Annotated in this window: 14 protein-coding genes; 7 read left to right on the forward strand and 7 right to left on the reverse strand. The window is 68.2% G+C overall.

The window, feature by feature from the left end; genetic code table 11:
• Positions 1-49: 49 nt before the first annotated feature.
• Entirely contained in the window at positions 50-1060 is a 1011-nt protein-coding gene (locus GLO27_RS14395) for an alpha/beta hydrolase (protein WP_167255448.1), read from the forward strand.
• Between the two features lie 31 nt (positions 1061-1091).
• On the opposite strand, the gene GLO27_RS14400 is transcribed toward GLO27_RS14395, so the two are convergent.
• A complete protein-coding gene (locus tag GLO27_RS14400; protein ID WP_167255449.1) occupies positions 1092-2135 on the reverse strand; it encodes a hypothetical protein in 1044 nt (347 codons plus the stop codon).
• A gap of 59 nt (positions 2136-2194) precedes the next feature.
• On the opposite strand from GLO27_RS14400, the gene GLO27_RS14405 reads away from it, so the two are divergent.
• Positions 2195-2719, forward strand: a complete 525-nt coding sequence (locus GLO27_RS14405; RefSeq protein WP_021201291.1) for a hypothetical protein — start codon at positions 2195-2197, stop codon at positions 2717-2719.
• Between the two features lie 87 nt (positions 2720-2806).
• Positions 2807-3103 carry a hypothetical protein gene (locus GLO27_RS14410; protein WP_021201290.1) on the forward strand — a complete coding sequence of 99 codons (297 nt, stop codon included), beginning with the start codon at positions 2807-2809 and terminating at the stop codon, positions 3101-3103.
• A gap of 141 nt (positions 3104-3244) precedes the next feature.
• Here the strand turns inward: GLO27_RS14410 and GLO27_RS14415 are convergent, their stop codons facing one another.
• From GLO27_RS14415 to GLO27_RS14425, 3 genes are all read right to left on the reverse strand, one after another.
• Positions 3245-3475, reverse strand: a complete 231-nt coding sequence (locus GLO27_RS14415) for a hypothetical protein (protein WP_021201289.1) — start codon at positions 3473-3475, stop codon at positions 3245-3247.
• 126 nt (positions 3476-3601) lie between these two features.
• A complete protein-coding gene (locus GLO27_RS14420) occupies positions 3602-3877 on the reverse strand; it encodes a hypothetical protein (RefSeq protein WP_240750580.1) in 276 nt (91 codons plus the stop codon).
• Between the two features lie 281 nt (positions 3878-4158).
• Positions 4159-5559 carry a threonine/serine exporter family protein gene (locus GLO27_RS14425; protein ID WP_021201287.1) on the reverse strand — a complete coding sequence of 467 codons (1401 nt, stop codon included), beginning with the start codon at positions 5557-5559 and terminating at the stop codon, positions 4159-4161.
• 138 nt (positions 5560-5697) lie between these two features.
• Here GLO27_RS14425 and GLO27_RS14430 point away from each other — a divergent pair, with 138 nt between their 5' ends.
• From GLO27_RS14430 to GLO27_RS14440, 3 genes are all read left to right on the forward strand, one after another.
• Entirely contained in the window at positions 5698-6048 is a 351-nt protein-coding gene (locus GLO27_RS14430; RefSeq protein ID WP_167255451.1) for a hypothetical protein, read from the forward strand.
• A gap of 63 nt (positions 6049-6111) precedes the next feature.
• The gene (locus GLO27_RS14435) at positions 6112-6366 is read left to right on the forward strand and encodes a hypothetical protein (RefSeq protein ID WP_021201285.1); all 255 of its coding nucleotides are present in this window, start codon (positions 6112-6114) and stop codon (positions 6364-6366) included.
• A gap of 32 nt (positions 6367-6398) precedes the next feature.
• A complete protein-coding gene (locus GLO27_RS14440) occupies positions 6399-6887 on the forward strand; it encodes a BLUF domain-containing protein (protein ID WP_231494482.1) in 489 nt (162 codons plus the stop codon).
• Between the two features lie 120 nt (positions 6888-7007).
• Here GLO27_RS14440 and GLO27_RS14445 read toward each other — a convergent pair whose 3' ends face one another.
• From GLO27_RS14445 to GLO27_RS20300, 3 genes are read right to left on the reverse strand one after another with little or no spacing between them, the layout of a single operon-like run.
• Positions 7008-7625 (reverse strand): TetR/AcrR family transcriptional regulator, encoded by a 618-nt coding sequence (locus GLO27_RS14445; RefSeq protein ID WP_021201283.1) that lies wholly within the window; start codon positions 7623-7625, stop codon positions 7008-7010.
• Between the two features lie 25 nt (positions 7626-7650).
• A complete protein-coding gene (locus GLO27_RS14450; RefSeq protein WP_292775242.1) occupies positions 7651-9831 on the reverse strand; it encodes a YhgE/Pip domain-containing protein in 2181 nt (726 codons plus the stop codon).
• Entirely contained in the window at positions 9828-12716 is a 2889-nt protein-coding gene (locus tag GLO27_RS20300) for a YhgE/Pip domain-containing protein (protein WP_292775240.1), read from the reverse strand. The genes GLO27_RS14450 and GLO27_RS20300 overlap by 4 nt, the downstream gene beginning before the upstream one ends.
• A 119-nt stretch (positions 12717-12835) precedes the next feature.
• Between GLO27_RS20300 and GLO27_RS14460 the strand changes: the two genes are divergently transcribed.
• A complete protein-coding gene (locus tag GLO27_RS14460) occupies positions 12836-13663 on the forward strand; it encodes an SDR family NAD(P)-dependent oxidoreductase (protein ID WP_021201280.1) in 828 nt (275 codons plus the stop codon).
• Positions 13664-13699 lie beyond the last annotated feature (36 nt).

A 13699-nucleotide genomic window follows, 5' to 3' on the forward strand; every position in this document is an offset into this window, starting at 1 on the left:
GAGGGCGGCGAGAGGGAAGACCGTACCGACGTCTCGCTAGTGTGACGGCATGACCGACGAAAACGGCCCCGCAGTGATCGCCGATCTCTGCCGCCTCCCGAATCCCGAAGCGATCGATCGCACGACCTTCGTCGAGCTCGGCGGCGTCGAGCAGTTCGTCTCGATTCGAGGGCGCGACACCCGCAACCCTGTGCTCATCGTCTGCCATGGCGGCCCGGCCCTCCCTTCGCTGCCGTCATCGTGGGTCTGGCAACGCGCGGTCGAGGACTACTTCACCGTCGTGAACTACGACCAGCGCGCCAGTGGGAGGTCTGCGGCGGGGGCGCACGACGGGATGGATCTGAGCGTCGAGCGGTACGTCGAAGACCTCGAGGAATTGATCGCCTGGCTCCGGCATGAACTCGGGGTGAGTACGGTCGGCGTGCTCGGGCACAGCTGGGGAACGATCATCGGCCTCACCCTGGCGGAGCGGCGGCCCGACCTGCTCTGGGCCTACATCGGGGTCGGGCAGGTGATCTCCGGTCCGGAGAACGAGGCCGAGAGCTTCGGTTTCGCGATGCGCAGCGCACTCACGGACGGGAATGAGCAGGCCATCGCCGAACTGCAGTCGCTCGGCGAATATCCCGGCACGCAGCCTCTGACGATCGAGCGCATCGTGACGTGCCGGAGATGGGCGCAGCACTACGGCGGACTCTCCGCCTACCGCTCAGACTTCGCCTACTTCACGGACGCGGCCGGGCTGTCGCCGTACTACACGGCTGATGAGCGGGCATTGATCGGCGTCGGACAACAGGTGACCATGCCCCACGTGCTTCCGGCGCTGCTGTCCTTCGACGCTCGTGCGAAGACCTCGTTCGCGGTGCCGATGCTGCAGTTCCTCGGACGCCATGACTGGACCACGCCGACGGCTCCGGTGGAACGCTGGATCGACGAAGTGTCGGCGCCGTCGGTGGACGTCGTCTGGTTCGAGAACTCCGCACACCTGTGCATGTTCGAGGAGCCGGGGAAGTTCGTCGTGAGCCTCGTGGATCTGGCACTGCCCCATGCGCCTTCCGCCTGAACGGGCGGCGGGGTTCACGCGTGACGTCGACTCACAGGTCGGGCGTCTGCACCTCGGGGCTGTCGATGCCGTCGAACGTCGGAAGCAGGTAGCGCTCCGCGTCCTCCCGGCTCATCGGGTGCAGCGACGGGATCAGAGCGGCGATGTCCTCCGCGGTCGCAGCCGTCGATCCGCCGACACGTTCGGCGTCGTACCCGCCGAACGCCATGATCCACATCGTGGTGCCGGTGCCCGCGTCGTAGCTGTAGACGGCAGTACCGTCTGACCGCGACCACTGGTCGCCTGTGCGCACGCACCACGAAGGCAGCTGGTCGGGACCCCGATCCCACTCCCGCCCGGGCCCGCCGATGAAGTTGCACGGCGCGAGGGGGTCGGGGTCGACCGCGTTCCACTGGATGATGATGCGAGCGACGGAGCCGGTGTCACTGCGCACCCAGGTGGCGGCATCCGTCCCGGTCGCTCTGACTTCGACGTTCGACCACCCGGCGAGGTCGGTCACGAGCGGGAACTTCCCCGACCTGATCCAGCTCGCCTTCACCTCGGCCGAACGGTCGGCCTCGGCATTCGCGCGATCGACGGCCGCGGTCTCGGTCGGTGTCGGGACGAGGGCCAGCACGGCCACCAGCGCCGCGGCGGACACCGCGCCCGCGACCCGCAGCGGCATCGGCCCGAGGAAGATTCCCAACGTGAGAGCCGCGAGAGCACACACCGCGACATGCAGCAGGGCATCGGTCTGAAGAGCCAGGGGACCGAGGATGCCGTGCACGAGGCCGAACGCCCCCGCGCACGTGAGCACCCCGGCAGCGACCACTCCGCCGAAGATCGCCGGCCGTCCCGTGAACGCCGTGCTCAGGAGAGCGATACCGCCTGCGAGCACGGCGAACGCGACGAGGATCGCCGCTATCAGGACGAACGGCAGACCGCCGAAGAGCGCGACGACCGTTGCGTAGGACACCGCGTAGTCGATCAGAAGCATGAGCGGGATCGTCAGTCCGATCACCGCCAGCGAACGTCCGGCCGTGGTCTGCGGAGCAGACCGGGCTTCGACGACCGCGCTGTCGCTGGGGCTCACCATGCGTCGAGGCTACGACATTCGACATGGGCCCGCGGGGGATGGCTGATAATCTGCGGCGCATGCAGTTTTCCGACGACGGGCGCACCCACGACGAGGAGGTGGGGGTGGACACCGCGTCGATCAAGGAGCGGGTCTATGCCACGTTCACGGGGCTCGCCATCGTGCTCGTCCAGAACTCGAACGTCGCCCACACCGACGCCGGTCGCGCGACCATCACGCTCCTCGTCGGAATCGTCGCGATCGCCATCGCCGGATTCGTCGCGGAGCTGCTGGCGCACCTGGCCGTGCATGCGACCTTCCCGGACCGCCGGGAGTTCGGCCGACTCCTTCGTCTGACCGGGACGGCGATGGCGTCGGCGGCGGTGCCTCTCCTCGTCCTTCTCCTCGCTGTACTGGGGTGGATCGATCTGGGAACCGCTCTCACGATCGCATCGATCACCTACGTCGCGATCCTCGGACTGATCGGCTACGTGGCCGTACGCCGGACCGACGCTCCATGGTGGAAACAGGCCATCGCGCTCGGAATCCTCGTTGCGCTCGGCAGCGTTGTCGTTCTGATCCAACAGCTTGCGCACGGACACTGAGAGGCGACTGCCTGGTGGTGGCCGTCCGGCCTCGATCACGCGTCGACATCGGGCTCGGAGACGCGCAGAGGCGCGTATTCTCGGAGCATGGGAACTCTCGAGTACAACAGTTCACGCCCTCCGATCGTGATCGACGATGCGACGTTGGCGCACCTGAAGATCGTGATCGGCACGAAGCTCCGTCGACACGAGAGCTTCATGATGACGTGGCTGCCGGAGGAGAAGAACCCTGCCGGTCGGCTCACCATCTGGATGCACCCCGCGATTCCGCTGGCGCTCGCCTTCGACGGCTCCAAGATGCCCGAGATCGACACCAAGCGCATCGAGCGGATGATGGAGAACCTCAACGCCCGCGGAGAACTCGTCCTCGATCAGCTCGGCTAAAAGTGATCGGCGAACAGTCGGAGATCGTTCCCGTCCCCGCCGTCCGCCATTCACTTCTCCGAGCCCGGCACCCATTTCTCTGAGCCCGACGCCCGCGTCACCATCCCTTGAGCGGGAGCATGCAACGGCGCTCCGCTCCGGTCAGTCGCGTCGAGCATCCTCGGCGTGAACACCCTCGGAGCCACCGCCCGTGGGCGGCACCGTGGGAGGGGTGCCCTTGCCCTTCTCCGCACCGAGGTTGTCGTTCTCGTCCTCGTTCTCGTCGTCGTCCTCGTCTGTCTCGGGGCCGTCGTCGGTCGAGGGCATGTCGGGATCGATGCCTTGGGCTTCGACTGCGGGTGTGTCGTCCGTGTGGTCCTGCGGGTCTGACATCATGTTCTCCGTTCGCCGAGGTGGATTGATCGCCCAGTCTTGCCTCTGTGAGGCGTGCACGTCTGCCCGTTGACAGGCGTGCGCGAGCGAGCGGAGAATCCCGCCTGCGTGAGCGTGATCGCCCGGTCAGGCGGTCGCGAGGGGCGGATGATGCGGGATCGGGATCGGTCGGCCGGCGCGGCGCGGTGCATGGAACCGCTGGACGTCTTCCCACACGTCGGCGGCAGTCATGTACGAACTCGCGAGCGGGAGGTCTCGCAGCCAGACGACCTCCACCTCCGCGGCATCGACCTCATAGATGCACGCGACCGTGCGTCGCGAGTCATTCTGGGCATAGCGGTGATCGAGGATCAGCCACTCGGTATCGGTGATCTTCCTCAGCTCGAATCGGGGATCGGGCATTGTGAACAACTCAACACTCCCATCGCTGGACCGGTATCGGCTGCCGAGGAGCGCACCACCCCGCGCGGCGCGGTGCATGCGTCCGCGCCGCAACGGGCGCTCTTCAGCCCGCCAGAATTCACTGGAATTGTAATCCGAACCGATATATTGCTCAACTCGCGGTGCTCGCGGTGCACCGAGTGCACGGCGTGCGCGCGAGTGCACGGTCTGTCGACGCGAACACCCCGTGCACTCGGCGAGATCCCGTGCACTCGACGAGCAGGTAACACCGTGGGCGCCGATCAGCGGCGGACGCGGGCCCGCGTCTTCGCCACGCTCGCGAGAGTCGCCCGCACCGGGGTACCGAGATAGAGGCCGAGGGAGGCGCCGGAGGCCAGGCCGATGCCGATGACCGCCGCATCGATGAGCGATCCGCCCGCGAGCAGCATGCCCGTGGAGGTGCCGGCTGCGTGGACCATCTCGAGCAGCCCCTGGAACACCGCGACTCCGGGGACGAGCGGCACGATCGCGGCGGTGGTCACCGCGACCGAGGGCACGTGCAGGTTGCGTGCGATCAGCATCCCGAGGAAGCTCGCCAGCAGGGCACCGACCGCGCTCGCCGCCGCGGGGTGCAGGTTCAGCGCCACCGATGTCGAGTAGCCGGCGAGGGTGACAGCGCTGAGCAGTGCGCTGACGAGGATGATCCGGATGCCGGCACCGTTGAACACGGCTACGGCGACCGCGATGATGATCGCTCCGGCGAACTGGTTCACGAGCGGTCCGAACGGCGCGGGGTCGTCGGGGAGGTCCATGGTGAAGCCCAGGACGCCGCCGAGTTCCAGGCCGACGAGGATGCCGATCACCACGCCGAGGGTCTGCATGGTGAGATCGAGGATGCGTCCGCCGGCCGTGAGGGCGAAGCCGTCGATCGCGTCCTGCGCGGCGCCGACCACGGTCAGGCCGGCGAGCATCAGCACGATGCCGGAGGCGACGATGATCGACGGGCGGATGCCGACGAACGGTTCGATCCCGGCGGTACCGAGCGCGGAGACCACGACAGCCACGACCGTGGTCACGAATCCTCCGGCGATCTGGCTGAAGAACAGCGGCACCCGGAGTCGCGCGAGCCCCGCCTGTGTCAGTGCCGCGCACAGCGCCGCGACGAACGTGAGACCGACGATGATCGGGGCGGCGCCGAGCATGATGCTGACGCCGACGGCGAGCAGGGCGCGCGCGACGATCACGACCGGCTGCTGGTAGCGGAACGGCACCCGCCGGATGGCGCGGAACGTGGTGCGCGCGGATTCGAGGTCGAGGCCGCCGTCGATGTCGGCGACCAGGGCCTGCACGCGCTGCAGCTTCGCGTGATCGGGAGCGGTGACACGCACGACGCGCACGAGGGTCTCGGGCCAGACCTCGCCGCTCAGATGGAACGACACCGTGATCGAGTTGTAGGTGACGTCGACCTGCACGCCCCGCATCCCGTAGGCATCGCACACGCGGGTGATCGCGAGCGTGACCTCGTGTGCTGAGGCGCCGACGGCGAACATCGATTCACCGATGCGGGTCGCGAGATCGAGCACCCGGGGGACCGTGCGCTCGTCGATGACGGGCATCGCCTCGGTGTGCGCGACGGCCGAGGGATCGGTGTGCAGCAGACGGCGCACGGAGGAGAACAGCGGCCGGCGGGATCTCGCGGACATATGCTCCATTCTCCCGCCCGGGCGCGTGATCGGGGGAAGGCTGTCCGGTCGTGGGCGCACTCGCTCGCGGTTAGCGCGTCGGACGTGGTCCGCACAACCCCCTTGGGGCCTGCCCCGCGTGATGGCACCGTCGAAGACATGAAACTCGTATCGTACGCAGGCCAACAGGTGGTCACGACGGACGACGTCGCCGAGGCGCTCGTCGCTCTCGCCGCCGCCCTCGCGAGTGAAGGGGAGTCGGCGGCTCTGCGGCTTCCCATCGTGGTGGACGGGAAGAAGGACTCCGCTGACCTGATCGTCGGCGTCGGCAACGATCTGCTCGTCGGTCCGCAGACCTCCGACGGCGATGACCCCGACTTCTCCGAAGACGCCGCCCAGATCCGCACGCACCCCCTGTTCCCGCAGCGGACCCCCGGCGACGACGAGGACGACGGCGGATTCGGGATTCCCGCGGTCGACATCGACATCGAGCACGGTACCCGCGCTTAGCGCACCCGCGGGGCCGCTGTAAAGGGGAGCGCGGTGAGCGCGCCGCACGCATATTCTGCTGGGGTGCCGCACTCTGCCCCACCTGATCATGACGTCCTCTGGGCGTGCGTCGAGGAGGGCTTCCACGTCGGGAGCCGCCGCGGCGACTTCCTCGGATATGTCGACAGGCAGGCGGGCGGCGCGTATCGCGCGTTCGACGCCCGGTCCCGTATGCTCGGCGACTTCGCGACGCTGGCAGCAGCCACGAACGCGGTGGAGCAGCTGACGGGGGAGCCCTCGCCGACGGTCCACGACGGTGAGCAGGGGGTGGCGCTGTGAACGGCGGCACGGCACCCGGGTTGATCTCCTTGGTGTACACGAGCACCGCGTCTCAGCCGCTTCGCGCGACGGCTCTCGAGCATCTGCTGACCGTGTGTCGACGTCTCAATCTTCGACGGGGCATCACCGGGATGCTCCTTCATCGGGAGGGGCGGTTCATTCAGGTGCTGGAAGGGAATCCGGACACCGTGGCGCGCGTGCTCGAGAGCATCCGAGGGGATTCCCGACACCATGATCTGCGGGTGCTCCTGGAGGAACCGATCCGCGAGCGTCGGTTCGCGGACTGGACCATGGGGTATCGGCCACTGCAGCGCCGCGCGAGTGCTCCCACCGGGTACCGGGACTCCTTCGCAGATCTGGATGCGGGATCGGATGTCGGCACAGCGGTGAGAGCGTTGACCGAGCTCACGCTCTGGTTCCGTGTGCGCGCGGATGATCGGTCCTCATCGCCGGTGGAGTCGGACCCGGATGAGGTCCTGGATGAGGACGGGGTGCCGCGGCACGACGACGCGATCGTCTGAGCGGTCACGCGTCCGGGCCGGCCGGGCCGGGAACGGTACGGAACAGTCCCCTCGGCCCTGCTCCAGAGCCCCGCACTGCGCGCAGATCTCGGTCGTAGATCTCGGTCCCGGACGCAGGGTTCAGTCCTGCGCGAAGACCTCGGGGTGTGCGGCGATGAGCTCGGCCTGCTCGGTCCATGAGAGGCCCACGATGCTCAGCACCACGCGGACGACGGTCGAGTCTGCGTCGGTCGTGGTGAGCCGCAGTTCGCGCAGTGTTGCTCTGGCGGTCTCCTCGATGAGGAAGGCGAGCAGATCGGCTGGCATGTCTCCCCGGAACGCCCCCGAGTCCACTCCGACGCTGGTCAGATCGCGGATGCGGCGACGCAGCGGCGCCAGGGCGAGCACCGTATCGGCCAGATGCGCATCGTCGAGGGCGATGTTGGCCGAGGCGCGCACGGCCGAGGCCTCCCGCCACAGCCGTGTCGCCATCCGTGCCAGGGTCACCCGGGGGTCGGACTCGTCGGTCGTCTCGGCGATCGCGTTGAACCGCTGCGCACCGACCGCGATCACCTCGCGGAGCAGGCTGTCGCGGTCGGCGAAGTGTCCGTAGACGGCGCGGCGGGTGAGGCCTGCCGCCTGCGCGATGACATCGAGCGACGCCGTGGGGTTGGTCGCGAGCACCGACTGCGCCGCGCGCAGCAGGGCCTCCCGGTTGGCCAGGGCGTCGCGTCGACGCGGCGGGTTCGGTGCGGTCACTTCGGGTCCTTCGGGGGCGCGGGGATCAGGACATCAGCTTGGTCGACGCGAGCGCCTCGACCAGTTTGCGGTTGTAGGTCATCAACGGACGCCGCAGCACGAGTCCGAGGAGCAGCGCCGGAACGATGAACAGCGCGAGTGCGCCGAGCGCCCACCAGAAGTCGGCCTGGTAGACGCCGGCGATCGTCGATCTCACCATGTTCACGGCATAGGTCGCGGGGAGGAAGGGACTGACGCTCTGGAACCAGTCCGGAAGCAGCTGCAGGGGGTACGCACCGCCCGACCCGGAGATCTGGATCACGAGCAGCAGCACGGCGAGCGCCTTGCCCGCGTTGCCGAACGCGACCACCGCCGTGTACACGATGAGCGTGAACACGGTCGAGATCGCCCACCCGGCCAGGATCAGCAGAAGCGGATGCGCGGGTTCGATCTGGACGAAGAGGATTAGGCCGAGCGTCAGCAACGTGCTCTGCGCGAGACCGACCAGACCGAAGATGCCGTAGCGGCCGAGGTACTTCTGCGTCGGCGTGAGTTCGGGGCGGTCGGGGAGCGTCTCGGCGTTCACATCGACGCGGATCGTCACCGTCATCAGAAGGGCACCGACCCACAGGGCGAGGATCATGTACAGCGGGGCCATGGCCGCACCGAACCCGGCCACGGGGAAGACCGCGGTGCGATCGAGGCGCACGGGCGCGGCGAGCGACGTGGCCAGCACACCCGGATCGGCGCCGATCAGCGCGCTGAGATCGCCGGTGTCCGCGGCCTTCGCGATCGACTGCTGCACGGTGTCGAACCTGTCGGCCAGGGCGTTCAACGATGCGGACAGCTGCGTCGTGGCCTCCTGCGCTCGCGACAGCGTCGACAGCACGGAGTCGGATGCTCCGGACAGCCCGGAGGTGATGCCGGACAGGTCGGAGCGGATCGCCGACACATCGGACCCGATCTGCGTGAGCGTGGACGACAGGGCGTTCAGCTGCGCCTTCAGCCCGTCGTCGTAGGTGCTCCGGGCGTCGGCGATCGCCTTCTTGGCCTCGGCGATCGCCGCCGTGATCTCCTGGTGCGAGCTCTGTGCCGAGTCGTTGCCGGCCGCGATCTCGGTCGCCGCAGTCTGCAGGCGCTGCTGCAGCGCCTGCTGCCGCGCGATCGCCTCGTCGAGTCGGCTGATCACGGCGTCGAAGTCGGGCTGGGCGGATTCGGGAAGGTTCGGTCCGACCTGCGTCACCAGCGTGTTCTTCACCGCGGCATACTGATCGATCTGCTGCTGCACGCGCTCCGCGAGCGTGGTGATCGCCTGCACCTGGCTGCCGCTGAGCGAGGCGGCACCTGCGTAGAGCTCGTCGATGCGCTGGCCCACCGCGTCGTAGCTGTTCGATGTGGCCGCGAGGGCGTCCGCCAGCGACTGCGCCGCCGTCTGCAGGGTCGATTTCAGCGTGCTCGCCGCATCCACTCCGCTGCCGAGAGCGCCCGAGGTGTCCGAGAACGCGTCGCCGGCCTCGTCGACCAGGGCCGACGCGCTGTCCAGCAGCGGTCGGCTCGTCTCGAGCAGGGCCGTGAACGTGTCGGCCGTGCGCGCGCCCGAGCGCAGCTGAGCGCCCACGCTTCCCAGTCGAGTCTCGATGCGCGTGAGCGTCGCCTGCGTGTCTTCATCGGTGAGGTAGTCCGACATCGACGAGACGAGGCCGAGCGCCACGTCGCCGAGTGTCTCGGCGAACGTGTCGCTGATCGCGGACGACACCCCCTCCGCGCCCTGGCCGGTGATCTTCGGCGCCAGGGCGTTCTTCTTCTCGTTCGTGTAGAGCGCGATGTGCGTGCGGTCGCCGCCATCGGCGTAGAACGTCAGCATGTCGGCGCTGAACGTCTCGGGCAGCACGATGGCGGCGTAGTACTCGCCCGACTTGGTCCCATCGATCGCGTCGTGCTCATCGGTGATCACCCAGTCGAGCTGGTCGTTCCCGCGGAGCTGGGAGAGGACCTGCTCGCCGACGTTCACCCGGATCGGGACCAGGTCGCTCTCGTACCCGGCGTCGGTGCTGGCGACGGCGATCTTCAGGTCTTTCGTGTTCGCGAACGGGTCCCAGCTGGCGATGACGTTGAACCAGGTGAACAGGGAGGGGATGACGACCAGGCCGAACAGAACGATGCACGCCATCACGTTCTGGGTCGCGTGACGCATGTCGCGGGCCGTCAGGTGCAGGATGTCCTTCACGCGCGGTCCTCCCCTTCTGCGGGCTCGTCGTCTGCGGTGGGTGCTTCTTCCTCCGGGGGGAGCGGGTCGTCTGCCGCCTCGGTGGCGGTCGCTTCCTCCGTCGGCTCGGAAGCCGCGGGATCGGCCTCCGGTTCCGCTTCCGTGTCGCCGGTCGTCTCCGACTGTGCTTCCGGATCGAACCACTCCGTGAGCAGTGCGTCGGCCTCGGCGCCGGCGATCGGCGCCTCGGAGGTGTCCCGGTCATCCGCCTCAGCGGGTGCGACCGGTGCGACCGGTGCGACCGGGGCGACCGGTACGTACGGGACGGTGGCGGACGACTCATCAGCCGTGGGTCGCAGAACCGCTGCAGGGCCGGCGGGGCCGGCGAGAGCGAGCTGGCGCAGTTCGGCGTCGTCGAGAGCAGCGACCTCTGCGCCGTGCTCGAAGCTGTGCTTGATGTACTCGATGGCCACGAGGAACCCGATCACGAGCAGTATCCAGAGGGTCCACAGTCCCAGCAGCAGCGCTTTCGATCCGGGGAGCGCCCAGGTGAGGACGCCGAGAACGACGAGCCCCGCGACACCCGTGAGCACTGTCGCCTTCAGCAGCGTCGGGTAGCGGCGTGTGAACGGCTCGGCCCGCCGAGCGAGGTCGTCGCGGTACTCGGCGCGGTTCGACAGCGCCCGGATGACGTCGGTGAGCCGGTATCCGCTGCCGACGACCTGCACCTTCTCGCCGATGAGGAGGTCGGTCGAGAGCACCTGCCGGTTGAAGAGCAGGGTGAAGTTCGCGAGGCGGCGACGCAGGACGAGTCCGAGGAGGAAGGCGAGGGCGACGAACACGGCGAGGGCGCCGAGGAAGCGCCAGTAGTGGCCGTCGTAGAAGCCCCCGATCGTTTCCCGCATGGCGTCGATGCCGTAGGAGAAGGGGAGGAGGGGATAGATCGCACGGAAGAATCCGGGCATCAGCTCGATCGGGTACAGGCCGGACGCACCGGGGATCTGCATGATCACCAGCAGGATGCACAGACCGCGGCCGACGTGCCCGAACGCGACGCAGAGGGCGTAGATGATGCTCACGTACGCGAGGGCGATGAGCACACCGGTGCCGACGAACGCGGCGGCGCTCACGGTCTGCACGCCGATGATGAGGTTTCCGATGCACACGATCAGCGCCTGGCCCACGGCGAGCGTCGCGAAGAGGAAGAAGCGGCCGAAGTAGGCCTCGCGCACCGTGACGCCCTCGACGCCCTCCGTGTCGACCTCGACGCGGAAGATCACCATCAGCACGAAGGAGCCGATCCACAGCGAGAGGTTCGTGAAGAGCGCGGCCATCGCCGACCCGTAGGTGTCGACCGGGAACACCAGGTGCTCGTCGACCTCGACCGGAGAGGAGATGAACTGGGCGATCTGCTCGGGTTCCAGATCGGTCAGGGTACCGAGCAGGCCCCATTCGGATGCAGCGTTGAGCGCGACGACGTCGGTGCGCGACGTCTGCAGACCCTGCTCGATGCCCGCGAGGTCGTTGTCGAAGCTCTCCAGTGCCGACGAGGTGGCGACGAGTTGCGAGTCCAACCCTGCCAGCAGTTGATCGGCCTGTGCGAGGACGCCCTTCTGCGCGTCCAGCGCCCCTGAGAACGATCCGACGCTCGCCGACAGCTGCGACATGGCGCTGTTCAGTGAGGGGACGGTGCGGGTGAGGATGTCGCGCATCGCCGATGAGGCGTCGCGGGTGTCCTGCATCGCCTGGTCGACCGCGTCGGCTGTCGCCTGAACGGAGCGCACCGTGTCGGAGGCGGCGGTCTTGAGGTCCTTGAGGTCGGCGAGCAGCTGCTGGTCGGTGGCGTTGCGCTGCTGCAGCGAGGCGATGACCTCGGTCAGGCGCTGCTTCGTGTCCTCGCTGAGGTCGGTGTCGTCCAGGAGCGCCTGCAGCCGGGCGACCGCCGCCTCGTTCGCCTTCAGCACGTTCGAGACGTCGTCGATCCCGGCGTCGATGCGCACCCCCGCCTGCTCGAGGCTCTGGGTGAGACGGGTGATCGAGACGTTCGCCTTCGACGAGACGTCGGCGAGCAGCGTCGTGCCCCGCAGGAACGCGGTGGTGGCACTGTCGCTGAACGCGATCACCTCCTTCTGCGTCTCCGCGATGATCGACTGCGTCTGGGCGAGCGACTTCTGCACATCGCCGAGCGTCTTGTCGACGTCGCCGAGCGTGTTCCGTGCGGACGAGAGCGTGCCGCGCGAGGAGGCGAGCCCGTCCTGGGTCTCGGCGAGGTTCTCGCGGGCCGAGGCGAGTGTCTGCGTCGCCTGGTCGAACGCATCGAGGGTGTTGTCCCTGGCGTTCAGCAGCCGCAGCTCGGTGGAGTCGCCGACGCCCTTGAGTGCGTTCGTCGCCGCGAGTGCCACCTGCTCCTTGAACGCGCTCGTGACCTGCTTGTCGAGCTCGGAGGCGCCGACGTCGGTGATCTTCGGCGCGATCGCCCCGGCCTTCTCGTTGACGTAATACTGCAGCGACGGCTGCGTGAAGTCGCCGCTGGTGATGCTGAGCAGGTCTTCGCTGAATGCGGCGGGGATGACGATGGCCGCATAGACGTCGCCCTTCTTCACGGCCTCCTGGGCCTCGTCTTCGCCCATGAAGGTCCAGCCGAGCTGGTCGTTGTCCTCGAGCTGCTCCGTCACCTGCGCGCCGATGTCGATGTGGCCGGTGAGGTCGGAGGTGGCGCCCTCGTCGAGGTCGACGACCGCCACGCGGATGTTCGCGGTGTGGGCGTAGGGGTCCCAGAACGCGTTGATGTTGAACCATGCGTACAGGGCAGGGGTGATGAGCACCCCGATGATGATGATCCACGCTTTGGGGACGCGGGAGAGTCTCTTGACGTCGCGCTTGTAGACCCGCCAGCTCTGTTTCACAGGACGAGTTTACACATTACGTGCACATCAACGTGCAAGTTAGCTGGAAGCGGGTGCATGCGTCAGTCCAGGGTCGTGACCGTCAGGGGATTCCGGACCGCGGGTCGTAGAGTCGCCTGATGAACGACATCGCACTGATCACCGGCACCTCGTCCGGAATGGGACTCCACGCCGCCGTCGAACTGGCACGACGAGGCCTGCACGTCGTCGCGACCATGCGCGACACCGGGAAGGCCGGGGCGTTGCGGGACGCTGCGGCCGAGGCGGGCGTCGAGGTCGACGTGCGCGCCCTCGACGTCGTGGATCATGCGGCCGCGGCCCGGCTGGTGGCCGAGATCGAGGCGGAGCTCGGCGGCATCCGCGTCCTGGTGAACAACGCCGGACAGGGGAACGTCGCCACCGCCGAGCAGCTGACGATGGAGCAGATCCAGGCGCAGCTCGACATCAACTACCTGGCGCCGGTCAACCTCGCCAAGCTCGTGCTGCCGGGGATGCGCGAGCGTGGCAACGGCCGCATCCTCACGGTGACGAGTGTCGGCGGGGCGGTCGGCCAGCCGTTCGCCGACGCCTACTGCGGGGCGAAGTTCGCCGTGGAGGGCTTCATGCAGTCGCTCGCGGTGGTCGCCGAGCGCTTCGGTGTCGGGATCAGCGTGATCGAGCCAGCCGCGGTCGCCAGCGCCTTCGTCGAGAACGCGATCCGGCCGGAGAGCGGTGGTCCCTACGGTTCGCTCCTGGATGCGTACATCGCGCGCAGCACCGGGGCCTTCGCGAACGCGCAGTCCGCCGAATCCGCGGGGGCGGCGATCGCGGCGGCAGTCCTCTCCGACGAATACCGCTTTCGCTGGCAGAGCTCGGAGGGGGCGACGCGGTTCGTCGGCGTCTCGCTCGCCGACACCGACGGCAGCGGCGTGCTCGGCTTCACGCGATCGTGGATCGCGGCGGGCTGAGCACTCCGCCCGCACGCGCTCGTCGATCGCGCGCGG

Origin of the sequence: Microbacterium sp. Be9 (assembly GCF_011754135.1) — a bacterium.
Lineage (GTDB): Bacteria > Actinomycetota > Actinomycetes > Actinomycetales > Microbacteriaceae > Microbacterium > Microbacterium maritypicum_A.

What these genes read in the sequence shown, in the direction of transcription:
- GLO27_RS14420 (WP_240750580.1), bottom strand. Translation starts at nt 3,877, where the DNA reads ATGCCCGATCCCCGATTCGAGCTGAGGAAGATCACCGATACCGAGTGG.
- GLO27_RS14400 (WP_167255449.1), bottom strand. Translation starts at nt 2,135, where the DNA reads ATGGTGAGCCCCAGCGACAGCGCGGTCGTCGAAGCCCGGTCTGCTCCG.
- GLO27_RS14410 (WP_021201290.1), top strand. Translation starts at nt 2,807, where the DNA reads ATGGGAACTCTCGAGTACAACAGTTCACGCCCTCCGATCGTGATCGAC.
- GLO27_RS14415 (WP_021201289.1), bottom strand. Translation starts at nt 3,475, where the DNA reads ATGTCAGACCCGCAGGACCACACGGACGACACACCCGCAGTCGAAGCC.
- GLO27_RS14425 (WP_021201287.1), bottom strand. Translation starts at nt 5,559, where the DNA reads ATGTCCGCGAGATCCCGCCGGCCGCTGTTCTCCTCCGTGCGCCGTCTG.
- GLO27_RS14405 (WP_021201291.1), top strand. Translation starts at nt 2,195, where the DNA reads ATGCAGTTTTCCGACGACGGGCGCACCCACGACGAGGAGGTGGGGGTG.
- GLO27_RS14395 (WP_167255448.1), top strand. Translation starts at nt 50, where the DNA reads ATGACCGACGAAAACGGCCCCGCAGTGATCGCCGATCTCTGCCGCCTC.
- GLO27_RS14430 (WP_167255451.1), top strand. Translation starts at nt 5,698, where the DNA reads ATGAAACTCGTATCGTACGCAGGCCAACAGGTGGTCACGACGGACGAC.
- GLO27_RS14460 (WP_021201280.1), top strand. Translation starts at nt 12,836, where the DNA reads ATGAACGACATCGCACTGATCACCGGCACCTCGTCCGGAATGGGACTC.